A 23917-nucleotide genomic window follows, 5' to 3' on the forward strand; every position below is an offset into this window, starting at 1 on the left:
CGCCGCCCGCCGGCGGGCCTCCTCCTCGGTCAGCCGAGGGTGACCGAGCCGTCCTTGACGTTCATCTTGGCGGGTTCCAGGGGCTTGGTGGCCGGGCCGTGCTTCACGCTGCCGTCGGTGATGTCGAACTTGCTGCCGTGGCAGGGGCAGTTGGTGGTGCCGCCGGGATGATCGCGAAGTACTTGGCGAGGTAGTCGTCGACCGCAGGCGTGTGCGGGACGGTCGGGTACGCGTTATCACCAGGGGGTTTGACTGAGTCATGACTTGTTTCATGCCGCGAATTGCCTGACCTTGATGCCGTCTTATCGTGCATGTGGCGCTGCGTCATCCCGTCGCCCGTTAGCGTGTTCGAGAAAGATCACGTTCATTGGGGGAGCCGTCATGGCGCAGGAACACTTCACCGTGCATCCGGAGAAACTTCGGGCGCTGTCCAGGGACTTCGCGCATGGCAGTGAGCGGCTCGACGCGCAGGTCAAGCGGTTCGCCGACAAGGCGGAGAATGTGGACGACGCGTTCGGGGTTCTGAGTGAATCCACCGAAGCGCTGGCCAAATACGTGGAGATGACCCAGGCCACGGTGGCCAGCCTTCAGCAGCTGCGTCAGCAACTCGGCGGGTATGCCAGGGGACTCGACCACTCGGCGGCCAGCTATGAGTACACCGACGCGCAGCACGCGGCAGAATTCAAGGGGGCGTAGAAGCTGTGGCTGAAGAGCAGCAGCACATCGAGAAGAGTTTCAACATTCTCAAGCCGGGCGGCAATCCCGAGGTGCTGCGGAAATGTGCCACGGCATGGCGGGAGATGGCCCAGGACCTGAGGACGGCGGCTGCGGACCTGAACCGTCAGGTGGGGGACCTGGACACGGCGGACTGGGACGGGCAGGCGGCCACCGGTTTCCGTGCGCACTGGCAGCACACGAAGGAGCAGGTCGACCACGCCCTGCCCCGCTTCCACGAAGTGGCGAAGGAGCTCGAACAGGCCGCGGACCATATCGAGGACACCAACAAGCAGGTCGAGCACGTCCTTGAGGAACTCGCCGTCACTGCGGCCGTGGGCATCGGGCTGACCGTCGTCACGGCAGGCTTTTCCGATCTGGTGGCTGCCGGCAGCGCGGCGGCCGAGGTTGCTGAGGCGGGCGTCGTCGTTGCACGGCTCGGCAGGCTCCTCAAAACGGTGGAATCGGCGTTGGAGAGCCTTCGTGCTCTGATGGAGAGCAGCAAGTTCCTGAAATTCGGCGTGGAGCTGGCGACGAACACCGCGGGAAGTTTCACCGGAAACGTGCTGGGCCAGGCGTTCACCGGCCAAGAGGTCACCTGGGGCCAGGATTTTCAGGATGCGGCGGTGGCCGGCAGCGTGGGCACGGTGCTGGGAGCGGGCGGCCGGGCGCTGGGCGGAAAGATGTCCGGAGGGCTTGGCAAGGTCTTTCAGGGGGACGGCTTCTGGGGAAAGACGGCAACTGGTGCGGTCACCAGCGGGGCGGGCCAGATGGCTGCCGACGGTGTCGATATCGCCGACAACCACGCGGGCGGTAAGACGAGCGACAGCATCATCCCCGATCTGATCACCAGTGGTCTCGGTGGCGCGGCGGGCGGTGCGGCGGTGCACGGTGGCGAGAGCTGGTACGGACGCGGTGGACTCGGCGGGGGAGGTCAACACCGCGACCCCGAAACCGGCCCTTCCTTCGGACCAGGTCGGCAGGCCGCCGCGAATGGCGTGGTGTACGGAGACGCCGGTGCCAACGAGAGCGACCGCACCGCTGAACATCCAAAGAGCCCGTTCGACAGGCCCCGCTCCGCGCTGACCGATCCCGACGGCGCCTACGACGACTGAGGGGGAAGCGCGAGAATGTGGCGAGTGTGGAAGAGCGTTCGTCGATATCGTCAGGACCCTGAGTGGCACGGTTATCGGAAGAGGGAATCCCGGGAATGGCCACAGCAGTTCGGACTACCCGGCTATCCCTTCGGCACGCTGGCCAATCACGCCACGCATGTACTGGAAGGGCGGGTGCGGGGATATGGGACGACGCTCTTCCACCTCGCCGCGGTGCGTCGGGGCGGCCGCTACGGCACCGACGTCCATTTCTATTCCGTCGCGGTGCTGGCCCTGCCGCGCAGTTTCCCCGACACGGTGGCCTCCGTCGGCACGCTCGTCCACGGACTGCGGATGGATCCCCTCCCGCCCCGCGCCGGCGCCCCCGTCCACGTACCTACCGGCCGTAAACCCCGCATGATCGCATGCTCCGTCGACCCGACCTTCGCCGAGCTGATCTTCACCGAGCGGGTGCTCCACATGACGGCCGACGCCAAGATGGGCTGGCGGCTGCACGGGGACCGGATGATCGGGTGGATCAAGGAGCGCAAGCCCTACGAGCGGGTCATCGACCTCGCGGAGGCGATGGCCGACGTGGTGGCGGAGCTGCCCGCGTCGGTACCGGCCCGGGACCCCGACGACCAAGAGGGCTGCGGAAGATGAACGGGTGGCCTCGGGTCTGTCGGAGGACTTCTGGTGGGCCGCCACAGTCGGCGTGAGGAACAGCAGCATGTCGGGTTCTCGCGTCCGACAGCGAGGGAACCCGGCCATATTGGACGTGTCCGTCGGATCCCTCGTACCGCTGGAACAACGCACGTCACGGATGGGCACAGCACTCGCTGCGCCCATCCGTTTGGCGTACCGCCGGGCGGCTGCTCTTACACTCCGTGATGCCCAGCGCTCCCACTTGCCGTCACCGTGGTGAGACCGGTCGGGGGACGGCGGCGGCGAACGAGGACGGCAGCCCGTAGCGGAGCTTGCTTGCTTCTTCCCGGATTCTCCCCAGCGGCTGAGCGGCGCCTGTGACGGCCGCGCCGTCAGCCGAGGGTGACCGAGCCGTCCTTGACGTTGACCTTGGCGGGTTCCAGGGGTTTGGTGGCCGGGCCGTGCTTCACGCTGCCGTCGGTGATGTCGAACTTGCTGCCGTGGCACGGGCAGTTGATGGTGCCGCCGGCGACCTCGTTGACGACGCAGCCGGCATGCGGGCAGACCGCGGAGAACGCCTTGATCTCGCCCTCCTTCGGCTGGGTGACCACGACCTTCTCGGCCTTGAAGATCTTGCCGCCGCCCGAGGGGATCTCCGTGGTTTTGGCCAGCGTGCCCCCCGCGCCGCCACCGGCCTCGCCACCGCTCCCGCCCGCGTCCTGCGAGCCGCCGCCCTCCGCGTTCTTCGCACCGGAGCCGCCCGCGTCCGACATGCCGCCGCAGGCCGCGAGCGCGGCGGTCAGCCCGGCCGCGCCGACGGCCGCGACGACGGCCCGTCGGCCGGCCCCGCGCCCCGCGGGCGCCGGGGCCACCGTCGGCCCCGGCGCCGGTGTCGCCCCGGCTGCCCTCGCCGCGTCGGTCCGTGCCCGTGCCGCGGCCTGCATGAGTGCCGCGGGGTCCGTCCGCTGCTCGGTTTCCGTCCGCGCCGATGCTGCCTGTCGAGCCATGGTGTGCCTCCGGTTCCTGGTGCCTTCGGTGCGCGCTGTGGTGGTCCATGGACGTTGCACCGGGCCATACGCGAGCGCGGCCGGGTGTGTTCAACGCCGGCCGTGATCCGTGCGGAGGTGTTGCGTTCGGACAAAGCGCGCCCCACCGGTGGAGCGGAGGCACCCGGTCGGTCAGCCCTCGTCCGCGCTCCTCCTCAGGGCGTCGAGCAGGAAGTCCCGCTGGGCGTACAGCAGTTGCTCGTTGACCGCGTCGGCCGGTGCGTGGGTGGCGCCGGACAGCGGCAGCACGCTGTGCGGCCGGCCGGCGGCCAGCAGCTCCGCCGAGAAGCGCAGGGTGTGCGCCACCGCGACGTTGTCGTCGGCGAGGCCGTGGACCAGCAGCAGCGGGCGCCGCAGCAGATGGCCGTGGCCGGCCAGCGAGGAGCGCGCGTAGTTCTCCGGGTGCTCGTCCGGGTGACCGAGGTACCGCTCCTTCCAGTGGGTGTCGTACAGCCGCATGTCGGTGGGCGGGGCGCCGGCGACCGCCGCGTGGAAGACGTCCGGGCGGTGCAGCACCGCGCCCGCCGCCAGGTAGCCGCCGAACGACCAGCCGCGGATCCCGACCCGCGTGAGGTCCAGGTCCCCGCAGTGCGCCGCGGCCGCCCGGAGGGCGTCCACCTGGTCCTCCAGCGCGGGGGCGAGCTGATCGCCGTGGATGGTCTTCTCCCAGGCGGGTCCCCGGCCCGGTGTGCCGCGCCCGTCCACGGCCAGCACTGCGAAACCCTGCTCGGCGAACCACTGCGACACGCAGACGAACCAGTCACGGGTCCGCCCCACCTTCTGTATCCCCGGCCCGCCGTAGGGATCGACCAGCACCGGCAGCTTCGCCGTCCCCTCCCGGTGCCACGACGGCAGGAACAGGGTGCCCCGCAACTGCCGTGCGCCGAGCGTGAGATGGATCGGCCGCGGCGCGATCACCGGTTCCTCGGCGAACGAGGCGATGACGGTCCGCGCACCCGTCCCGTCGCCGGTCGGCGCCGCTCCCGGCTCCCGTACGACGCTCACCTCCGCCCCGCCCGGTGTGCTGCCCGCCAGGACCACGGTGCCGCCCCGCGCCACGCCCGCGTACCGGCCGGGACCCCGGCTCAGCCGCTGGTTCCCGCGCTCCGGTACATGGCGCCACACATGGGTCTCCAACGGGTCCTCGCTCGCCGTGAAGAGCACCGTCTCACCCTCCACCCCGAGGACCTCGCCCAGCTGGAGCCCCTCCGGGGTGACCCGCCGCCCGCCCACGGTCAGATACCGGGTGCCGCCGTCGTCCTCCGGGACGACCAGCGCGCCGGAGGCGGTACGGGACGGAGTGCCCGGTACCAGCTCCACCCACGCCGGGTCGGTCCGCTCGTGCCGCACCTCGGTGGCCCCGGTCACCGGATCGACCGCGAGCGTCCGCAGGGTGCGCTGGTCGCGGCTCTGTACGGCGAGGAACGGCCCGTGCGCGTCCCAGCCGGCGTCGACGAGGTACTCGTACGCGGCGCGGTCCCAGGCCACTTCCACCCGCTCGCCGTCCAGTGCGACCAGGTGCGCGCCGACCTCCGCGTTGGGGGTGCCGGCCGCCGGATACGCGACGACCCGGGGCGGCTTCGCCGGATCCGCGGGATCGGCGAGGTAACGCCGGGCCACGCGGCCGGTGTCGACCCTGGCCACCAGCAGGCGACGGCTGTCCGGCGCCCACCAGTAGCCGCGCAGCCGCTGCATGGACTCGGCCGCCACGTATTCGGCCAGTCCGTAGGACACGTCCGGTCCCTCCGCGCGGGCCAGCTGCCGGTCGCCGCCGGCCACGTCGACGACATGGAGGGACCGGCCGGTCACATACGCGATGTGCCGGCCGTCGGGGGACGGGCGGGGGTCGACCACCGGCCCGGCCGCCGGGACCGGGAACGGCGCGCCGTCGTCCGTGCGTACCGCCCACAGGGCGCCGGAGAGCGCGAACGCGGCGAGCCGGACGGCGGAATCGGTCGCGTACGACACCACGCCCACCGATCGCTCACGGGCCCGTTCCCGGCGCAGTCGCTCCTCTTCGGGAACCGCTCCGGGACCGGCCCCCACCAGCAGTGCCGGATCGGCCAACAGCCGTTCCGCGCCGTCCTCGTACTGCCAGAGCCGGCCCACGGGGTCGGTGCCGGAACCCGTACGGACGAAGAGCACCCGGCGGCCGTCGGGGGAGACCGTGAGGTGGCGCGGCACGCCGAGCGAGAAGCGGCGGGTGCGGGCGAACTGCCGGGGGAAGGCCGCCGCTGCGGCGGAGTGCACGGCGGTGCGGCCGGAAGCGCCGTCGGAAGCGCTGTCCGAGGTGCTGCCCGTAGGGGTGTCCAGGGTCCTGTCCAAGGTGCTGTCCTCCAGGGTGGTTGTGGTGGTCCCTCGTGTGAGGGGTGCGGTGTGGTGATCCGGGTGGTGCGGTGGTGCTGTCTCCACGGGGGCGCGGGCGAGCTCGAACTGGGCCCCGCGGAGAGGTTCGGGTGAGGCGTGCGCTGCCGGCCGTGCGGCGTGCGGGGCGGTTCGCGTCTCCAGCGGGTGGCGGCCCGGCCGACCGGCACGGATGACGCACGAACGCGCCGGCTGTCCAGGGGCCGGCTCGGGGCCCGGATCCGGGCGCTGAAGGTGAGCTGGTCCGTACCGCGGCCGACGGGCGCGAGGGGCGCTCCGGTCCTGGCGCCGGTCCCGGGCCCCGGGAGGCCACGGATCCGGCCCGCCCCGGTCTCGCGGACCGTTCGAAGCGCTTCGGGATCTTACTGCCCGACAGCCCTCCGACGGAACAGGTGGGCGGCTGTTGTCCGACTTCCGTCGGCCGCGGCCGGATTGCTCCCGGAACGGTTCCGCGTACGCTCCCGGACGCCTGGACGCCTGTCGGGACGCCTGCCCTCCCGCGCGCCGAGCGCTACGCCCGCCGGCGCAGGCCGGGCGGGACGACGTGCCCGCGACACGCGTGCTGAGCTGCGATGAAACGGATCGGCGGACAGGTGGCCCGAAGGGGTGAATCCGTACGCCCATCACGACGCGCCGGCCGCGCGGCCGGCAGCGCGCCGTACCCACGATGGTGCCTCCGGGGGGACTTCGTGCACCCTCCCGAGAAAGGCTGTCCGGTGGACCAGCGAATAGCACAGGTGAAGATCCATCCGGCCATCGGCATCGCCCGGGTCGGCAACAGCCCCCAACCGCCCTTCCTGGGGCCGGAGTCACCGGACCAGCCGCCGCTGCCGGCCGGCTCCTACAAGGACGGCTCGGGGAAGCTCGTCCGGCAGGCCGCCCGCTTCCGGGTGTACGGCTACAACCAGGCCGGGGAGGTCGTCCGGGAGCTGAAGCTGGGCGAGGAGGGCGTGACCGAGATCAAGTGGTCGGTGCACCTCGCCAACAAGAAGGCCGCGTGGTACCAGTTCCACGTTCCGCTCGACATCCCCGAGGCCACCGCTCTGCCGGACGCGCAGCGGGCCCGGCGGAACGCCGGCGTCAGCGACCGGCAGAAGCTCGTCATCGATGCCGGCCGCAAGGCCGTCCGCGCCTCCGCGCACGAGACCGCCGCGCTGACCGGGAAGATCATGAACAAACCGGTCACCCTCGGCGCGCTCGCCACCCAGAGCGACGGCCGGCTGGTGGTCGTCGGCGGAAACGGCACCTCCGCCTCGTACAGCAACGGCCCGATCACCGGCGTCGCCAACAACGACACCTGGTACGACGACGTCTCCGACGGCCCGGTCACCGCCGAGGTCATCCTCAACGGGGTCACCAAACCCGCCACGGCGAGCTGGGTCGTGGTCGCCCCGCCGCACTACGCCCCCGGCGTGAAATCCGTCCGCACCCTCTACGACCTGCTGTTCGACGTGTTCGTCACCGAGCAGACGCTGCCCGCCCCGGCCACCGTCTCCTACCCGGACCACATCGAACCGCTGCTGCTCCGGTTCTGCGATCTGCAGTGGGTCAACCACGGCTTCGCCACCCAGTTCGGCTGGCGCGGCCCGCACGACTTCCAGGACCCGGCCCTGCGCAAGCGGCTCGCCGACCCGGGGGAGGCGAGCCGGGAACTCCGCCGCCAGGTCTACATCCAGATGCGGGACTACGCCCGGGACGGTACGTCCCCGGTGCCCTGGCCGTGGATCTACGGCGACGCCATGGCCAGCAGGCCCAACTCCGTACGGCAGCACATCACCCTCTCGCCCACCCAGGACCGGATGCTGGCCCTGTGGGTCGACGGTCACTTCACCTCCGGCCCGCCCCGCACCGGACACCCGGACGTGGACCGGGCGCCCCTCGCCGAACAGCCGGGCCTGCTGGACCGGGCCGCCCTGGACGGTTGCGCCGCCGACGCCTTCCACCCGGGCTGCGAGGTCACCTGGCCGATGCGGCACAAGACCATGTACTCCGAGCCCTTCCGCATCCTGCACCGCACGCCGGAGAACCCCGAACGCGACTACGGCCCGGTGCTCAGCCTCCAGGACGCCCTCGGCAAGAACGGCCCGCTGTTCGCGCAGGGGCCGGGCGACCTGACCCGCTGGATGGCCGCCCCCTGGCAGTGCGACACCGCGAGCTGCCGTTCCGGCTACGAGGTGCGCGCCGGGCTCGGCCCCCGCTACAGCCCCTATCTGCCGACGTTCTGGCCCGCGCCGATGCCCAACCACGTACTCAAGAAGGCGGACTTCACCACCGTCAACACCGCGCCGACCGGCTCCGACGACAGCGCCAGGGAGCGGGCCTTCGAGCATCGGGCGGTGTGGCTGCGCGGCCTGCAGGGCACGGACTTCAACAAGCAGCGCCGGCAGATGATCGACGACTGGTACAAGTTCGGCGTCGTCGAGACCCACGAATACACCGTCGGCGACGGAAAGTTCCCCCGCCGCATCCAGGTGGAGTCGGAGCCCGGATACCCGCCGGCCCCGGACCTGGCCAACCTCGTCAACATCCAGGTGCCGGAGGCGGGGGTGCCCCAGCTGGCCGCCGCGGCCGACGCCTGGAGCGGCAGCATCCCGGCCGAGTCGGTCGAGGCGGACCTCGTGCAGCAGGCGGTCCAGGAGGTCAAGGAGGCGACCGGCCGGGACGAGGCGGAGATCGCCGCCGGGTACCTGGAGAAGCTCGACCCCTTCCACGGCGCCCAGTGACCCGCACGCCCGCCTACGACGTCGTGGTCGCGGGCGGTGGCCCGGCCGGCTGTGCCGCCGCGCTGACCCTCGTACGGGCCGGGCGCACGGTCCTGCTGGCCGACGCGGGCACCGGCCCGCCCAAGGCCGGCGAGGCGCTGGTGTCCGCGGCGCGGCTGCTCCTGACCGACCTCGGCGTCGCCGAACCGGTCCTGGCCACCGGACATCTGCCCTGCCACGGCAACCTGTCCGCCTGGGGCTCGCCCGAACTGTACGCCGTGGACTCCCTCCACGACCCCTACGGCCACGGCTGGCACCTGGACCGCCCGCTCTTCGACCGGCGGCTGCGGGCCGCGGCCCGCGCGGCGGGCGCCGACGTCGCCGAGCACACCGCCGTACGGCGCCCCGCCCGCCGGCCCGACGGCACCTGGCGGCTCACGCTGTGCGCCCGCGCCGGGGGAGGCGGCGAACGGGCCGTCCGGTGCCGCTGGGTGGTGGACGCCACCGGACGGGGCGCCGCCGTCGCGGTCCGCTCCGGCGCCCGGCGCCGCACGACGGACCGGCTGACCGCCCTCCACCTCACCCTCGACCCGGCCCCGCCGGGGTGCCCCGACGACCGGTCCCTGGTCGAGTCCGACCGGGACGGCTGGTGGTACACCGCCCCGCTGCCCTCCGGTCACCGTCTGGTCGCCTACTTCACCGACCCCGACCTGCCCGGGGCCGCCGGGCCCGGCGCCGAGCGGTTCCGGGACCGGCTGCTGGCCACCCGGCACGTCTCCCACCGGGCCCGCCCGCACGGCCTCACCACCCTGCGGCCACCCCGCCGCGCCGCCGCCCACAGCGCACATCTGGACCGGGTGCACGGCGACGGCTGGACGGCCGCCGGAGACGCGGCGGCCGCCTTCGACCCGCTCAGCTCCCAGGGCATCCTCACCGCCCTCTACACGGGACTGAGCGCGGGTCAAGCGGTCGACGCCCATCTGCACGGCGACCGCACGGCCCTGGCCGACTACGCCGCGAAGGTCGCCACGGCCCGTACCGCCTACGCGCACGAGCACCGCGCCGTGCACGCCCGGGAGGCCCGCTGGCCCGACCGCCCCTTCTGGTCCCGCCGGCGGCTGAGCCGACAGGCGTGAGAAGCGGGCGGGCGCACGGGGCGCCGACGCGGTCCCGGATGCCGGGCGGGTGCCGTGCGCGGTCCTACCGGGCGCCGGTCGCGGGGGGCCCGCCGCCGGCCAGGCGGACCTCGTCGAGCCGCACCTGAATCGACCGGAGGGTGGTGTCCGCCTCGTGGAACTGCTGCAGCGACGCCATGAAACGGCGGCTGTCGCCCTCGTCGAAGGCGAGGGCGCAGCCCCGGCTGCCGCTCCGCGTCCGGTCCGTGAACGTCCGCCACAGGGGCGCGGCCTGCGGGTCCGGGACGGGGAAGTAGCGGGTGGCGTCCTGAATGATCCGGCCGAACTTCGCGCACACCGGCTTGAAGACGGACGACTCGATGCGGCCGTGCGCGTCCGCGGCCTGCAGCAGCGCCCTGCTGAGCGCGGCGTCGGCGGCGGCGTAGCGAAGGATCAGGTCCCGCCCGCCGAACTTGAGCCAGGCGGACACCTGCATCGCCGCGATCGGCGCCGGCGCGGCCACCTGCGCCGGAAGGGCCACGTGATACCTGCCGGGGATCTGCGAGGTGCTCCTGTTTTCGTACCCCGCGGCCACGGTCGTGGCTCCCACCGCCGCCGCGCACAACACGCTCACGGCGACGCGACGGGCGAGGCGTCCGCGTCCGTCCCCGTGCGGCGGCGCGGGCACGGGGTGTGCCGCGCCGGCGCGCCGCAGCCGCCGGATCGCCGACACCGCGGCGACGGCCACGAGGGCGCCGATCGCGGTGGACACGAGAACCGGCCCCAGCACCATCCGGACCAGCGGCCAGGCGCCGGTGGGAAGCCAGTAGCAGCGCGACGCGAGAGTGCGCAGCGGCGGAACGCATCCGTCGGCGGACAGCAGCACGAAGTGCCCGGCCAGACCGGCCAGGGCGGTGGCCTCGGCGGTGATCAGCGCGACGAGCAGCGGGTAGCGGCGGGCCCACGCGCACGCGACGCCGGCGGCCACCGTCGCGACCGTCACCACGGCCACCATCGCCCACGCCTGGGAGAGGAAGGTGTACAGCCCTCCGCGCTGCCCGCGCGGTGGCTGCCAGGTGTGCAGGTACGCCTTGGTGACCGCGATCGCGAGCCAGCAGACCACGCCGCCCAGCGCCGCGGAGAGCAGCGCCCGTCGCAGCGGCGGCGGCGCCGTCGAGGGCGGTTCCGGCACGACGACGTCGCCGGCGGCACCGCCGGCCGGGCGGCGGCGCCGTGCGGTCACCGAACCGGTCGTCCAGGCCAGCAGCGGTACGAGCCACAGGGCCGCGACCGCGGCCAGCACGAGGGGCCGTTGGAGGCCGGTCAGCCCCGGAAGGACCACGGCGCTGACGTACAGCATCGTGCCGTGGTCGGCGGCCGGCCCGGGGAAGATGCGCTCCAGCGTCCGGAGCTCCGCCTCCGTGCTGATCCATCCGCTCGCCAGATCGACGCCGCCGCTCTGCCACCAGGAGAACCAGGCCGTGAGCAGCAGGCAGGCGGCGGCCATGACCAGCAGCACGGCCGGGAGCCTGGAGCGGCCCGGCCACACCGTGAACCAGAGGTGCGCGCACTGCGTCGTCCACCCGGCGAACACCACGCCCGCGCACACGACCAGCAGCAGCACCTGGGGCCGGGCGGGCAGCCACTCCGCGACGGCGAACTCGTTCATGTCCAGCACGCCGGCCGCCATCCCGGCGCCCAGCCACAGCCCCGCGCGTACGCCGGAAGGCACCCGCCGCCCGGTGAGGACGGCGTGGGCCACCGCCCGCCACAGCGCGATCCCGGCCACGCCGGTGGCCGCCACCGCCGCGAGCAGTGCCGTCGCGGGGTGCGTCCAGGAGCTGGTGGGGGCGCCGGCGGCCACGTAGTGCGTGGCCTGGGCGCTGATCATCGCGGCGGCCGCCCCGGTCAGGAACATCGGCAGTGCCTGCACACCGAACAGCGCCGCCGGATCGGTCAGGGCGTCCCGGCGGAGGTCCCAGCGCGGATGGGTGCGCCACAGCTCGACGAAGGAGGCGAGCAGCCGCCTGCCCCTGCTTCCCCCGGCCGGTGCCGCCGTGGTGACGGCCCAGCCGCGCGGGTCGGCGCCCCAGCGCACCGCGGCCAGGTCGGCGTAGACCTCGCGGCTGCGCAGGACATCCGACCGCGCGAGATAGACCAGCACGATCATGAAGACGGGGAGCACGAACGCCCTTGCCGCAAAGGGTTGTTCAGCCGTCCAGAGCGGGTCCTGGAGCGAGCTGGGGATGACGGCCGCACACCACACCAGGTAGGGGAGGAGCACCAGCAGGACGAACGCCCGCCACACGGCGACGGTGACATAGGTCAGGGTGACGTCGCCGTTGCGGATGTGGGCGAACTCGTGCAGCAGTACCGCCCGGAAGCCCTCCGGATCGCGGGATCTGCGGGCCAGCAGACCGGCGTGCAGGCAGACCGTGGGCCGGCGGGTGCGGCCGAACACCACCGCGCTCGCCGACGCCGCGGCCGGGTCGATGACCACGCGGGGCACCTGGGCCAGGCCGGCCGTCGCCGCCAGGTCCGCCACGGCGCGCCGGATCCCGCCGTCGGGATCGACCGTGGCCAGCGCGACGACCCGGCGGCGCCGCGCCTTCCACACCGGCAGGAGCCAGAACAGCACGCCCGCCGCCACCAGGACGAGGCCCGGCCACACGAGGTCCGCCCACCACGGAGGGGCCGTCGTATAGCGGTCCAGGCACGCCTGGAGGGCGTCGTGGTGGATGATCGCCCCGGCGTAGCCGACCGCGCCGTCGCCCTGGGTGGGGTCCACGCCGGCGGCGAACTGGCAACCGAATCCGGCGAAACCGTCCGGGTTGTCGTTGGCGCCGGCGACGGCGGACATCATCGAGCCGCTGCTGACCAGCAGCAGGATCACCAACAGGGCGAAGCGCATCGTCGTGCCCGCACTGATCGCCCGCTCGTCGATGCGCGCCCCGGGCTCGGCCGTGGCCATCGCCCCTACCCCCGCACCGGGAGGTGCGCTGCCTCAGCTCCCTCGGCAGTCCCGCCGGCCCCTGCTGTCCCAGTGCTCATGCTCAACCCCCGTACCCGAAAACAGAGTTGGTCCACAGGAACCGTACTGTGGTCCGACGAGGGGTGGGAGCACCTTCGGCAGGGTGGGCTGATACGGCCCGCGGTCGCGCACAGGGAGGTCCGCGCATGTTTTCGAACACGCGATCCTTATGCTGACGGCATGATCGAGGTACCTCTTTCCGCGCTGGAAGTCGCGATGGTCCAGACCGGCACCCGAGCCGTGGAGACCCTGCGCGACACCGCCGCCTTCGCTCAGGAACTGGAACGGCTGGGATACCACCGGATCTGGTACGCCGAGCACCACCACTCGCCCGCGATCGGCGCGTTCCCCCCGGTCGTGCTGACCGCACACGCCGCCGCCAACACCGCGGCCATCCGGCTCGGTTCGGGCGGCGTGCTGGCCCCCAACCACGCACCCCTCACCCTCGCCGAGCAGTTCGGGACGCTGGCCGCCCTGCACCCGGACCGCGTCGACCTGGGTATCGGCCGCGGCCCGGGCACCTTCGACGAGGCCACCGCGCGGGCACTGCGCCGCGGAGCCGGGCCGACGACGGATGAGGAGTACCGGGCGGACGTCGCCGCGACCCTGGCCTTCCTGGTCGACGAGGTCGCCCTGGGCCCGCTGCCGGAACCCTGGCTGCTGGCCTCCAGCACCGCGGGTGCCGCGCTCGCCGCGCGGCTCGGTCTGCCGGTCGCCCTCGCCCACCACATCCGGCCGGACAACACCCAAGCGGCACTGGAGCGTTACCGGGCGGCGTTCACCCCGTCCCGCTGGTGCGAACGGCCTCGGGTGCTGCTCTGTGTGGAGACGGTGTGCGCCGAGACGGAGGAAGAAGCCGCGTGGCACATCGGCCCGATGGACGTCGTCAAGGCCGGGCTGCTCAAGGGCATGAGCGAGATCCCCTTCCCCACGCCCGCGGAAGCGGCCGCCCACCCCTTCACCGCGGAGGAACGACAGGCGCTGGCCGGCTTCCGCGCACAGCAGGCCGTCGGAACGCCGGAGACCGTCGTCCGGCGGCTCGCCCGGCTGGTCGCGGAGACCGGAGCCGACGAGCTCATGCTGACCACACCCGTCCACGCCCTCCGTGACCGGGTTCGCTCCCACGAACTCCTCGCGAAGTACGCCGGGGCCACGACGGCACCGTAGGCGGCGGTCGCGGCGTGCCGCGGGCGTCGGTGGCGGTGGCCCGGCAGGAATACGACATCGTCGCAGCGCGCGGGGGTGCCGTCGCAGAGCTGCCAGCCGGGCGGGGGTGACGCCTGCTGAGCTGGTGGTGGAACGACTGCCTCTCCCCGGACGGAGCCCATGTCCCTCACCGCCCCTGCCGCCCCGGCCGAGCCCGCGGCGCCCCCGCTTCCCTCCCCGTTGACCGGCCGACTGGCCGTGGTCGCGGTCATGTTGGGGATCTTCGTGATCGTCACCACGGAGATCCTGCCCATCGGGCTGCTGACCGAGATCGGTGACAGCTTCACCCTCTCGGACGGTGCGGCCGGGCTGATGATGACGATGCCGGGCCTCCTCGCGGCCCTCGCGGCTCCGCTGGTCACCATGGCCACGGCGCGCATCGACCGCCGCCTGATGCTGTGCGTCTTCATGCTCCTGCTGGCGGTGGCGAACTTCCTCGCCGCGGCAGCACCCGGCTACTGGCTGGTGCTGCTCTCCAGGGCCTTGGTGGGCCTGACCATCGGCGGGTTCTGGTCGATCGGCGCGGGGCTGGCCGAGCGGCTGGTGCCGCCGGCCTCGGTCGGCCGGGCGACTGCCGTGATCTTCTCCGCCGTTCCCCTGGGGTCCGTCCTCGGGGTGCCGGCCGGCACCCTCCTCGGCGAGGTCGCCGGGTGGCGCACGGCATGCGTCGTCATGGGCGCGCTGACGGCCGGAGTGCTGGCCATGCTGCTCCTGGTCCTGCCGCCGCTGCCGCCCGTCCGGGCCACCCGGCCGAGCGTGCTCAGGAGGATGCTCCGCAGCATCCACACCCGCTTCGCGCTCCTGCTGACGTTCCTGATCGTGCTGGCCCACTTCGGCACCTACACCTATGTGACGCCGTTCCTGCAACAGGTCACCCGGGCCGGCGACGGTCAAGTCACCGTGTTCCTGCTGGTCTACGGCGCGGCCGGCATCCTCGGCAACTTCCTCGGCGGAGCGCGGGTGGCGGCGTATCCGCGGACCGTCTTCGGGCTCGCGGCCGGTCTCATCGCCGTGGCGACCCTGCTCATGCCGGTGCTCGGCCACTCGGCCGCCGGTGCGGTGTTCCTGCTGATCGTGTGGGGTGTCGCCTACGGCGCCGTGCCGGTCGCCTCGCAGACGTGGTTCGCCAAGGCGGCGCCCACCACCCCCGAAGCGGCATCGGTGCTGTTCACGGCCTCGTTCCAGGCCACGTTCTGCCTCGGCGCACTCGTGGGAGGGGTGACCCTGGACCGCACCTCGCCGGCCACCGTCATGCTGCTCGGCGGCTGCACCGCCGCCTTCACGGTCCTGGTGGCGGGCGCCCACTTCGCCCGGCGCCTCACCTGGCCCGCGGAAGAGCGGACGACGAGGTAGGGCGCACGCTCAGGATGCGTTCAGGTTGCGGATGGCACGGTCGGGCACCATGACAGCTGAGATCCCCGGGGCCGTCCAGGCGCCCGGAAACCCCCGCCCCGCCCCCGCCGGCCGGCGGCTCCGATGGAACAAGGTCCCCGAAGTCACCGCGTACTTCTGGGTGATCAAGGTGCTGTGCACCACGGTCGGTGAGACCGCGGCCGACCTGCTGAACGAGAAGCTGGGCCTGGGCCTGACGGGCGTGTCGCTGCTGATGAGCGTGGTGCTCGTCGCGGCCCTGGCGGCACAGTTCCGCACCCGCGGCTATCGCCCCGGTGTCTACTGGACCGCCGTGGCGCTGATCAGCATCGTGGGCACGCTGATCAGCGACAACCTCACCGACAACCTGGGTGTACCGCTGGAGACCAGCACTGTCGCGTTCGCGGTGGTCCTCGTGGTGGTGTTCGTGGCCTGGTACCGCAGCGAGCGGACGCTGTCCATCCATCACGTCGACACCACCCGCCGCGAGTCCTTCTACTGGCTCGCCGTACTGTTCACCTTCGCGCTGGGCACCGCCGCCGGCGACCTGGTCGCCGAGCGCATGGACCTCGGGTACTGGCTCTCCGCCGGCCTGTTCGCGCTGGCCATCGCCGCGGTCGCGGTGGCCCACTTCGCCCTGGGGCTGGACGCGGTGTGGAGCTTCTGGATCGCCTACGTCCTCACCAGGCCGTTGGGCGCCTCGATCGGCGACTACCTGTCCCAGCCGACCGCCGACGGCGGACTCGGCCTGGGCACGGTGATCACCAGTGTGCTGTTCCTGGCGGTGATTCTCGGCCTGGTGGTGTTCTTGACGGTCACTCGGCGAGACGTTTCCGACCCCGAGCGGGTCACCCCGCGGGCGGGCTGAGCACGGGCCCCCACGAGGGCGGCCGGCCCCGGGGCCAGGGGCCGGCTTCACCCGTCCGGGGCCGCTCCGCGGGTGCGGACGGCGGCGTTCAGGATGCGTTCAGGTTGTGGCTGGGAGCGTTCGGCGGGGTGCGAGTCGTCGCCGTGCGCGGGCGCCTCGTGCCCGTCACGTGCTGCCGCTGTGCGCACTCCGCGAGGCCCCCACGGCACGACGTGAGGCGGCGGAGGCGTCCACCCCCCAGAAGGGATCGACCTTGCCTGAGCCCGAAGTCCTGACCGACCTCGACGTCGCCGGTACCGACAGGTACGTGATGCGGAAACTGCCGGAGGTCACGCTTGCCTTCTGGGTCATGAAGACCGCCGCGACGACCCTCGGCGAGACGGCCGGCGACCTCTTCGCCCAGACCCTCAAGCTCGGCTACTTCCTGACCACCGTCGCGCTGTTCCTCATCTTCGTGGTCACGTTGGTCGTCCAGCTCCGCTCCCGGCGCTACAACCCCTTCTTCTACTGGACCGTCATCCTGTCCACGAGCATGGCGGGCACCACGATGTCCGACTTCATGAACCGGGACGCCAGCGCCAAGTTCCTCACCGACGGGGCGAAGTCGCTCGGCTGGGGACCGCAGGGCCTCGGCCTGGGCTACCCCACCGGGGCCGCGATCCTGATCTCGCTGCTGCTCGTCATCTTCGTCATCTGGAAGTGCACCGGGCTGACGTTCGCCATCCGGGACATCGTCAGCTTCCGCGCGGAGGCGCTCTTCTGGGCGGCGATCCTCGTGTCGAACACGCTCGGCACGTCGATGGGTGACTTCCTCTCCGACAGCTCCGGGCTCGGTTACGCGGGTGGGGCGCTGCTCGTCACCGGTGTACTCGCGGTACTCGTCGGCCTGATGCGGGTGCCCGCCGTGCCGAACGTGGTGCTGTTCTGGATCGCCTTCGTGCTCACCCGCCCCCTCGGTGCCACCGCCGGCGACTTCCTCACCAAGCCGCTCGCCAAGGGCGGCCTCGACCTCGGCACGGCGGGCTCGTCCGCCGTGCTCCTCGCCGTGCTGGTCGGTCTGATGGGCTACGCCCACGTTCAGGAGCGCCGGGCCGCCGTCCCTCGGGACGAGACCCTGACGGGCGTCTCCTGAGCGGCGGCGCGGTGCCCGGCCGGGTCATCCGGCGGGCAGGCTGACCACGAAGCACGCGCCCGGGGTGTGCCCGGCGTCATGGGTCACCTCACCGCCGGCGGAGCGGGCCAGGCGCCGCGCGAGCGGCAGCCCGAGGCCCGCCCCGCCGTGTCCGTCCCCGGGGTCGGCGCGTCGGCCCGGCTGGAAGAGGTCCGCGGTGAACGAGGCCGGGACGCCGGGCCCGTCGTCGATGACCGTCACACGGATGCCGTCGGGCCCCGGCGAAGCCCGGATGCCGACCCGGGTACGGGCGTAGCGCAGGGCGTTGTCGGTAAGCGTGGCGACGATGCGTTCCAGCAGGGCGGCCGGCGCCCCGGCCACCAGGGAGTCGGTGCCGGCGACCGTGATCGCGGGCTTCCCGGGCGCGCCGAGCCGTTCGCCGAGGCGGCGCAGCACGGTCATGACGTCCGCCGTGCCGGGGACGGTGTGCGCGTCGGCCCGGGCGTCGTCGAGGACGGTCTCGCAGATGGTGCGCATCGAGTCGGCGGCGTCGGCGATGGCGGCGTGGGTGGCGCGGGTCTCGGCGGTGGAGCGGGGCCGGGACCGCCACCAGTCGAGTTCGGCGGTGATCCGCGCCAGGGGGTTGCGCAGCTCGTGGGAGAGTTCCCGGGTGAGCTGCTGTTCGTGCCGCAGCACCGCGCGGATGCGGTCCAGGAGTTCGTCCAGCGACGCCCCCAGGCGCGTCAGCTCGACGGGGCGGTCCCCGGCGCCGAAGCGCTGTTCGGAGCCGACCACGCTCCACCGGGTGGCCTGTTCGGTCATCGCGCGCACCGGGCGCAGGGCGCGCCCCACCGCCAGCCGGGTCAGGACATAGGTGCAGGCCAGGACGGCGGCGTCCAGGGCGAGGGAGGCGACGAGCAAGGTGTCGGCCGAGGAACGGTAGGGCGCGAGGTCGGTGGCGGTGACGACGGCGGCGGCGGGCCCGGCGCCCTGCCGGACGCCGCCCACGGGCTCGACGCACAGGCGTATCGGGTCACCGGCCGTCACCTCGGCGCAGCGTCTGCCGCCGTGCCCGGCGAGATCCGCCGCGGTGCGGCTGAGGGTGGCGCCGGGCGGGGTGGCGGCCGGGTGCTCCAGCAGCCGGGGGCCCGCGTAGATCCATACGTTGGTGTCGAGGACGGCGTCGTGCGGGGTCTCCAGGACGCGTACCGGCCGGTGGCGGGTGTCGACGGTCGCGGCCACGGCGGCGGCCCGGGTGCGCAGTTCGTCGTCCGCCTGCTGCTGGAGGTGCTGCCGGACGACCGCGTTGCACACGACGGTGAGGACCACCATCACCAGCGCGGCGGTCGTGAGGGCCACCAGGGACAGCCGGCCCCGCAGGGTGCGCGGGCGGCAGCGGGCGGCGGGCCCGGCGAGGCGGGTTCGGACGGTCACGACAGCCGGTGCCCGATCCCGCGGATGGTACTGATCGTCAGGCCGCTGCCCGCCTCCCGGATCTTGCGGCGCAAACGGCTCAGATACTGGTCGAGGGTGTTGTCGCTGACGTGTGCGCCTTCCGGCCAGCCGACCCGGACCAGATCGCGTCTGCGCACCACCGCCCCCAGGCCGGCCATCAGCGCGGCCAGCAGCCGGAACTCGGTGGGTGTCAGTGCCACGTCGACGCCCCGCACGCGCAGGCCGTGGTGCACGGGATCGAGGACGAGGTCCCCGGTAGCCGTCGGCGCAGGGGGCCCGGAACGTTTGAGGGCGGCGCGCAACCTGGCGGCGAGTTCGGTGACGTGGAAGGGCTTGGGCAGGTAGTCGTCGCCCCCGGCGGAGAATCCGCTGAGGCGGTCGTTGAGCCGGTGGTGCGCGGTCAGGAAGACGATCGGTCCGAGGAACCCCTGGGCCCGCATCGCCTGACACACGTCCCGTCCGTCCGCGTCCGGCAGCCCGATGTCCAGCACGACGGCGTCCACGCCGTCGCCGGTCAGCCGCAGCGCGATGGCACCGTCCTGCGCGGCCCGCGTGCCGAAGCCCTCGTCCCGCAGTCCGCGCACCAGCACGTCCCGCAGGGCGTGGTCGTCCTCGACGACCAGGATGGTGGGACGCAAATGATCACCTCACTGACTCGCGACATCCGTCCCCGTCACCGCATCGAACGCGGCCCGACGGGCAGGCCGACAACCGAGGGCCGGCCCTCGGCGCCCCGGGGCACCGGACCCCGAACGACTACAAGCAAGTAGACGGTCTACTGCACTGTAGACGACGGGGCGGCGAAGGTGCGTGAGCGAGGGCACAACACGTTCACCGCACCGCGCTGACCTGTGGGAAAGCGGATTCGGTCGGCGCCGGTTCCGGCCCGCCGTGCGGTCGCTCGACACCGCCGTTCAGTTCATCCGCCGCGGACCGCGCAGGCCCGCAACCCCAGGGCCTGCGGGTCTGCGGAGCCGGGGAGGTGAAGCACCGCACGGCAGCCCGGACCGGACGGGCACCGGTGTGGCGAGCAGCCTCATCTCACCATCTCTGCCGCCCTGTTGACCGCCCGTGAGGTGGTTTAGCAGATCTGGACAACAACTGCGCCCGAGATGCCGTGCGCCCTCCCGGGCGGGCGAACAGGCTGGCACGATGACCAACATGACTTCCGGGTCGGTTTCACGCGCCGTGCGCGCCGCGATCTTCGCGGTGGTGTGTGTGACGACCACGGCCCTGGGGCATGCGCTGATGTCTGCGCGGCCGTTGCCCTGGTGGGTCCTCGTCGCCGCACTCGGCGCGACGGGCTCGGCGGCCTGGTGGTCGGCAGGGCGGGCACGCGGCGGGTTCGTCGTGACCGGTTCTTCCGTCCTGGCCCAGCTGGCTCTGCACTCCCTCTTCGGTCAGGTCCAGTCGTGCCGGACCGGCCTCTGCCCGGGGGCCGCTCAGGCATCCTCGGCGATGCCCATGGGGGGCATGGCGGGGATGAGTCGTCTGACGGACCTGGCCGGCGTGCCGGCGACCTCCGCCGTGCACGCGGGCGCTCTCGGTGCCCCGCGCGGTGACCTGAGCCAGGCGCAGGTGCTGCACGCCGGCCACGGCACTCTCGGGATGTTTGTTGCCCATGCGCTGGCCGCGTCGGTGTGCGGCGTGTGGATGTGGCGCGGCGAGGCGGCCGTGTGCGGGCTCGCCCGGAACGTCGCCGCGGAATGGTGTGCGCCCTTCCTGCTGGCCCTGACGGCACTGGGGTGGACCGGCCTGAAGCCGACCGCGCGCCCGCTGCTCGGGGCGGCTCATGTCCCGTGCCTGCGCGGGGTGTTCCTGCATCACGTCCCCTTTCGCAGGGGCCCGCCGCTCCCGTCCTTCTGCTGCTGACCGCCCGTCCCGGGGCCTGCCCGGCGCTGTCCGGAATCCTGCGGCGCCGTCATGGACAACCCGTCATGGACGCATCTGTCGTCAATGACGCGGTGGTGTCGATGCCGTCCGGGCCCCGTTCCCCTTTCCGCGAGGTGACGGGCGGAGTACCGGCGGGTCCGCGCGGCTGACGCCCTCACGTGCCCGTGCGCGCGGCTGGACCGCCCACCCGCCGGCCCTTGGCCCCACGGCTCTCCGCCTGCCCGTAGCCGTACGCCCTTCACGCGTCGTCCCGCGACGTCGTCACCGGTCGCCGTACGGGTGCACCCGGAGTGCCGCTCACCGACGAGGCCGTGCCATGCCGTGGTGCGGCCCGCATCCCCCGAAGGACATGTGGTGATGATTCCTGCCCTTGACGGTCCGGCCGGTGGCAAGCGGACGGCCGCGGACGACGCGCAGTTGACGGTCCTGGCCCTGGCCGCCCGGGACGGCGACCCCGATGCCGTCGAGCGCTTCATACGCGCCTCCCACCGCCATGTATGGCGGTTCGTGGCGCACCTGAGCGGCGAGACGCACACCGCCGACGACCTCGCCCAGGAGACGTTTCTGCGTGCCCTCACCGGCCTGCCGCGCTTCGCCGGCCGCTCCTGCGCCCGCACCTGGCTCCTGTCGATCGCCCGTCGCGTGGTGATCGACCGCTACCGGTCCGCCGCCGCCCGCCCGCGTATCGCCGACATCGACGACTGGCAGGCGGTCGCGGAACACCGCCAGCCCATCGGGCTGCCGGGCTTCGACGACGGCCTGGCGCTGTGTGAGCTGCTGGACGCGCTGGACGGCGAACGGCGCGAGGCATTCGTGCTCACCCAGCTGGTCGGTCTGCCGTACGCGGATGCCGCGGCGGTCGTGGGCTGTCCCATCGGCACGGTCCGCTCCCGCGTGGCCCGCGCCCGCGCCGACCTCATCGGCTGGCTGACCTCCGCCGAGACCTGCGCACGGGCCTGTCCGGCGGGTGCGGCATGACCGCTCCCGGAGGCGGGTGAGCGCGGTGCGGCCGGTCCGCCGCCGCTTCGCGCGCGCTCCGCTCCAGGGGCGCGGGCCGGGTCATCCGCGCAGGAACGCCGCCGTGGTCGCCACGAACCGGTCGGCGTCGTCGCACCACGGATAGTGGCCCGCGCCCGGTTGCACCACGAGCGTGGCGTCAGGGAACACCTCCGCGCACGTGACCGCGGACACCGGCGGGCTGTTCAGGTCGAACTCCCCGGTGAGCAGCAGAACGGGGGCCTCGCAGGCGGCGAGCGCCGCACGGGTGCTCTCCGGGTCGAAGGCGCCCTCGGCCGCGAAGAGAGCGACGGATTCCTGGTTGCTCGGCTGGCCGGCCGTGTGGTGCCGCTGTGCCGCGGCGTCCCACCGGCCCCAGAAGAAGGGGGCGACGGCGTCCCAGTCGCTGCCCGTGCCCTCGGTGATCGCCTGCAGGGCGGCGAACGCGGCCGGGAACCACGGCTCGTCCTTCCGGAGCTGTGCGAGCTCGCGCCGGGTCTCTGCCGTGATCGCCACACCGACAGCGCGGGTGCTGGGGCCGATCAGGGCGAGCTTGCTGACGTTCGCCGGGTACCGGGCCGCGTACTGCGTCGCGATGTTCGTGCCGGCGGAATGGCCGAGCAGGTCCATCCGGGCCAGGCCGAGGTGCTCGCGCAGCGCCTCGACATCGTCGACCAGACGGTCGCAGCGGTAGGAGGAAGTGTCTTCGGGAATCGCGGACCGGCCGGTGCCGCGAAGGTCCAGGACGATCAGCCGGCGGTGCGCGGACAAGCCGCCGAGGTCGCCGAGGTACGCGGAATCCGTAGGACCTCCCGGGAGGCAGACGAGCGGATCGCCCTCGCCGATGACGCGGTAGGCGAGCTGGGTTCCGTCAGGCGCGGAGAACGTAGGCATGCCGCGGATCCTGCCACTCATAACCCGGTTATACAACCGGGTTATGAGGGCGTCACCGTGGTGTATAACCGGGTTGTGGCACGCGAAGAGAGCACGCACCGGACCCCTGAGACGCTGACCGAGCAACAGGCCGAGCGGATGCTCGCCGGCATGAACGAGGTCATTCGGGCGGGCGAGGAGATGCGAAAGCTGCGCGCCGAAATGATCAAGGTGTTCGCGGGCTTCGGCTGGACGCAGGAACGCATCGCGCAGCTCACCGAGATGAGTCAGCCCGCCGTGTCCAAACAGATGGCCAAGGGCCGGACCGACGACCCGCAGCCCCCCATCCGGCTCTCCCTCGACCAGTACGACGCTCCCTGGCTCGAAGGGCGACTGTGGGCGCTCGCTGAGGAAATCTCCGAGACCGTCCACGAAACCGCCTGCTGCACCCGCTACGTCACCGCACTTGCCCGTGGGAGGAAGCGCTTCACGCCCCAGAACGTCGACGAGCTGCGGCGCCTCGTCGAAGAAGACCTGAGGCTGCACCGGGCGGAGCTGCCCGCCGGTTACCGGGCCGCGTACGACGAGATCAGCCGCGGTCTCGACGTTCCCTCGAAGGTCGCCGCCACCGGGTCGGCCTCGGTACGCCGCTCCCTCGCTCACCAGGTCCAGCGCGCTCTGCTCCAGGGTGACGAGTCCTCACGCAAGAGCGGCTGACACCTCGCCGCGTACCGCAAACACAGCAGACCGAGGGGGACTTCATGAGTGATTCCGGGAGAGCCGGTGCGGAGACCGGGCGCGGTGCCCGGGTGGGTGAGGAGCCGGGAGGGACGCCCGCACCGGCGAAGGCGAGCGGTGCGCCGGGCGGAGGGACCGGACCGAACCGCATGCTGCCGCGCCTGGGCGGTGTGGTCGTCGTCCTGGCGGTGCTGGCCGGCGGGACCGGGTGGCTGTTCAAGGACGAACTGTTCCACCCGTTCGGCGACGTCCGGGCGTGCGAGGGCAGCGATGTGCGGTTGCCGGACGTGATCCGTGCCGGGGGCGCAGCGATACCCGACGGTGCCTCCGACGTCCACTACTTCACCCGGAACGGCAGCGCCGAAGTCACCTTCGTGAGCAGCCGGATACCGGACTTCCTGCACCGTGCGCGCATCCTCCCGGACGGCGCGCCCCTCTTCGACGAGAAGAACGGCACCAAAGGGGTTGCCGACGACGAGATCGCCCTTCCGGACGGCTTGTGCGGCCCCTCCCTGCGGGGCCCCGTCTGGACCTACCGGCCCACCGGCGCCACCGGGGCCGGCATCAGCGTCACGGTCGAGCGCTCTCCTGCGGTCAACGACTCCTTCCGGGTCCCCGCCCGCGCCGTGCTCACCTACCACCTCCCGTAGCCTTGCCCGGCGGACCGTGCTCGGGAGGTGTCGGACCGGCGCGCG

Annotated in this window: 19 protein-coding genes and 1 pseudogene; 13 read left to right on the plus strand and 7 right to left on the minus strand. The window is 72.7% G+C overall.

Features of this window, described 5'->3' with window-relative positions; genetic code table 11:
• Positions 1-29: 29 nt before the first annotated feature.
• Positions 30-149, minus strand: a pseudogene (locus SL103_RS35975) (ubiquinol-cytochrome c reductase iron-sulfur subunit); the annotation flags it as partial.
• 232 nt (positions 150-381) lie between these two features.
• On the opposite strand from SL103_RS35975, the gene SL103_RS13955 reads away from it, so the two are divergent.
• The 3 genes from SL103_RS13955 to SL103_RS13965 all read left to right on the plus strand — a co-directional run bounded on the left by SL103_RS13955 (position 382) and on the right by SL103_RS13965 (position 2471).
• Positions 382-696 carry a WXG100 family type VII secretion target gene (locus SL103_RS13955; RefSeq protein ID WP_069569167.1) on the plus strand — a complete coding sequence of 105 codons (315 nt, stop codon included), beginning with the start codon at positions 382-384 and terminating at the stop codon, positions 694-696.
• 5 nt (positions 697-701) lie between these two features.
• Positions 702-1829, plus strand: a complete 1128-nt coding sequence (locus SL103_RS13960; protein ID WP_079145736.1) for a WXG100 family type VII secretion target — start codon at positions 702-704, stop codon at positions 1827-1829.
• 174 nt (positions 1830-2003) lie between these two features.
• Entirely contained in the window at positions 2004-2471 is a 468-nt protein-coding gene (locus SL103_RS13965; RefSeq protein ID WP_069569169.1) for a hypothetical protein, read from the plus strand.
• Positions 2472-2845: 374 nt separating this feature from the next.
• Here the strand turns inward: SL103_RS13965 and SL103_RS13970 are convergent, their stop codons facing one another.
• Together SL103_RS13970 and SL103_RS13975 are read right to left on the minus strand one after the other, a co-directional pair.
• Entirely contained in the window at positions 2846-3397 is a 552-nt protein-coding gene (locus SL103_RS13970) for a Rieske (2Fe-2S) protein (RefSeq protein ID WP_079145737.1), read from the minus strand.
• 234 nt (positions 3398-3631) lie between these two features.
• On the minus strand, positions 3632-5749 hold the full coding sequence (locus SL103_RS13975; RefSeq protein WP_069573694.1) for a S9 family peptidase: 2118 nt from the start codon (positions 5747-5749) through the stop codon (positions 3632-3634).
• Positions 5750-6579: 830 nt separating this feature from the next.
• Between SL103_RS13975 and SL103_RS13980 the strand changes: the two genes are divergently transcribed.
• Together SL103_RS13980 and SL103_RS13985 are read left to right on the plus strand one after the other, a co-directional pair.
• On the plus strand, positions 6580-8586 hold the full coding sequence (locus tag SL103_RS13980; RefSeq protein ID WP_069569170.1) for a LodA/GoxA family CTQ-dependent oxidase: 2007 nt from the start codon (positions 6580-6582) through the stop codon (positions 8584-8586).
• The gene (locus SL103_RS13985) at positions 8583-9701 is read left to right on the plus strand and encodes an FAD-dependent oxidoreductase (protein ID WP_069569171.1); all 1119 of its coding nucleotides are present in this window, start codon (positions 8583-8585) and stop codon (positions 9699-9701) included. The genes SL103_RS13980 and SL103_RS13985 overlap by 4 nt, the downstream gene beginning before the upstream one ends.
• Before the next feature lie 64 nt (positions 9702-9765).
• Here SL103_RS13985 and SL103_RS13990 read toward each other — a convergent pair whose 3' ends face one another.
• Entirely contained in the window at positions 9766-12651 is a 2886-nt protein-coding gene (locus SL103_RS13990; RefSeq protein ID WP_069569172.1) for a M48 family metalloprotease, read from the minus strand.
• A 240-nt stretch (positions 12652-12891) separates the two neighbouring features.
• On the opposite strand from SL103_RS13990, the gene SL103_RS13995 reads away from it, so the two are divergent.
• The 4 genes from SL103_RS13995 to SL103_RS14010 all read left to right on the plus strand — a co-directional run bounded on the left by SL103_RS13995 (position 12892) and on the right by SL103_RS14010 (position 17288).
• Positions 12892-13878, plus strand: a complete 987-nt coding sequence (locus tag SL103_RS13995; RefSeq protein ID WP_069569173.1) for an MsnO8 family LLM class oxidoreductase — start codon at positions 12892-12894, stop codon at positions 13876-13878.
• A gap of 159 nt (positions 13879-14037) precedes the next feature.
• A complete protein-coding gene (locus SL103_RS14000) occupies positions 14038-15270 on the plus strand; it encodes an MFS transporter (protein ID WP_099055413.1) in 1233 nt (410 codons plus the stop codon).
• A gap of 49 nt (positions 15271-15319) precedes the next feature.
• Positions 15320-16156, plus strand: coding sequence for a COG4705 family protein (locus SL103_RS14005; RefSeq protein WP_069573698.1), 837 nt, complete (start codon positions 15320-15322; stop codon positions 16154-16156).
• Positions 16157-16409: 253 nt separating this feature from the next.
• Entirely contained in the window at positions 16410-17288 is an 879-nt protein-coding gene (locus SL103_RS14010) for a COG4705 family protein (RefSeq protein ID WP_069569174.1), read from the plus strand.
• 24 nt (positions 17289-17312) lie between these two features.
• Here the strand turns inward: SL103_RS14010 and SL103_RS14015 are convergent, their stop codons facing one another.
• Positions 17313-18701 carry a sensor histidine kinase gene (locus tag SL103_RS14015; protein ID WP_069569175.1) on the minus strand — a complete coding sequence of 463 codons (1389 nt, stop codon included), beginning with the start codon at positions 18699-18701 and terminating at the stop codon, positions 17313-17315.
• Positions 18698-19360, minus strand: a complete 663-nt coding sequence (locus SL103_RS14020) for a response regulator transcription factor (protein WP_069569176.1) — start codon at positions 19358-19360, stop codon at positions 18698-18700. Before SL103_RS14020 ends, SL103_RS14015 begins: the two co-directional genes overlap by 4 nt.
• A gap of 514 nt (positions 19361-19874) precedes the next feature.
• Between SL103_RS14020 and SL103_RS14025 the strand changes: the two genes are divergently transcribed.
• A complete protein-coding gene (locus SL103_RS14025) occupies positions 19875-20594 on the plus strand; it encodes a hypothetical protein (protein ID WP_164492796.1) in 720 nt (239 codons plus the stop codon).
• A gap of 378 nt (positions 20595-20972) precedes the next feature.
• Positions 20973-21593 (plus strand): sigma-70 family RNA polymerase sigma factor, encoded by a 621-nt coding sequence (locus SL103_RS14030; RefSeq protein ID WP_069569178.1) that lies wholly within the window; start codon positions 20973-20975, stop codon positions 21591-21593.
• A gap of 81 nt (positions 21594-21674) precedes the next feature.
• Here the strand turns inward: SL103_RS14030 and SL103_RS14035 are convergent, their stop codons facing one another.
• Entirely contained in the window at positions 21675-22505 is an 831-nt protein-coding gene (locus SL103_RS14035) for an alpha/beta fold hydrolase (protein WP_069569179.1), read from the minus strand.
• Between the two features lie 75 nt (positions 22506-22580).
• Between SL103_RS14035 and SL103_RS14040 the strand changes: the two genes are divergently transcribed.
• Complete coding sequence (locus SL103_RS14040) at positions 22581-23201, plus strand: hypothetical protein (RefSeq protein ID WP_069569180.1); 621 nt, start codon at positions 22581-22583, stop codon at positions 23199-23201.
• Between the two features lie 44 nt (positions 23202-23245).
• A complete protein-coding gene (locus SL103_RS14045; protein ID WP_079145738.1) occupies positions 23246-23872 on the plus strand; it encodes a hypothetical protein in 627 nt (208 codons plus the stop codon).
• Positions 23873-23917: the final 45 nt, after the last annotated feature.

Origin of the sequence: Streptomyces lydicus, assembly GCF_001729485.1 — a bacterium.
Taxonomy (GTDB): domain Bacteria; phylum Actinomycetota; class Actinomycetes; order Streptomycetales; family Streptomycetaceae; genus Streptomyces; species Streptomyces lydicus_D.

Coding starts and splice junctions, on each gene's coding strand:
- SL103_RS14025 (WP_164492796.1), top strand. CDS start 19,875: ATGACCAACATGACTTCCGGGTCGGTTTCACGCGCCGTGCGCGCCGCG.
- SL103_RS13970 (WP_079145737.1), bottom strand. CDS start 3,397: ATGCAGGCCGCGGCACGGGCACGGACCGACGCGGCGAGGGCAGCCGGG.
- SL103_RS13990 (WP_069569172.1), bottom strand. CDS start 12,651: ATGGCCACGGCCGAGCCCGGGGCGCGCATCGACGAGCGGGCGATCAGT.
- SL103_RS14030 (WP_069569178.1), top strand. CDS start 20,973: ATGATTCCTGCCCTTGACGGTCCGGCCGGTGGCAAGCGGACGGCCGCG.
- SL103_RS13995 (WP_069569173.1), top strand. CDS start 12,892: ATGATCGAGGTACCTCTTTCCGCGCTGGAAGTCGCGATGGTCCAGACC.
- SL103_RS13955 (WP_069569167.1), top strand. CDS start 382: ATGGCGCAGGAACACTTCACCGTGCATCCGGAGAAACTTCGGGCGCTG.
- SL103_RS14045 (WP_079145738.1), top strand. CDS start 23,246: ATGAGTGATTCCGGGAGAGCCGGTGCGGAGACCGGGCGCGGTGCCCGG.
- SL103_RS14000 (WP_099055413.1), top strand. CDS start 14,038: ATGTCCCTCACCGCCCCTGCCGCCCCGGCCGAGCCCGCGGCGCCCCCG.
- SL103_RS14005 (WP_069573698.1), top strand. CDS start 15,320: ATGACAGCTGAGATCCCCGGGGCCGTCCAGGCGCCCGGAAACCCCCGC.
- SL103_RS14035 (WP_069569179.1), bottom strand. CDS start 22,505: ATGCCTACGTTCTCCGCGCCTGACGGAACCCAGCTCGCCTACCGCGTC.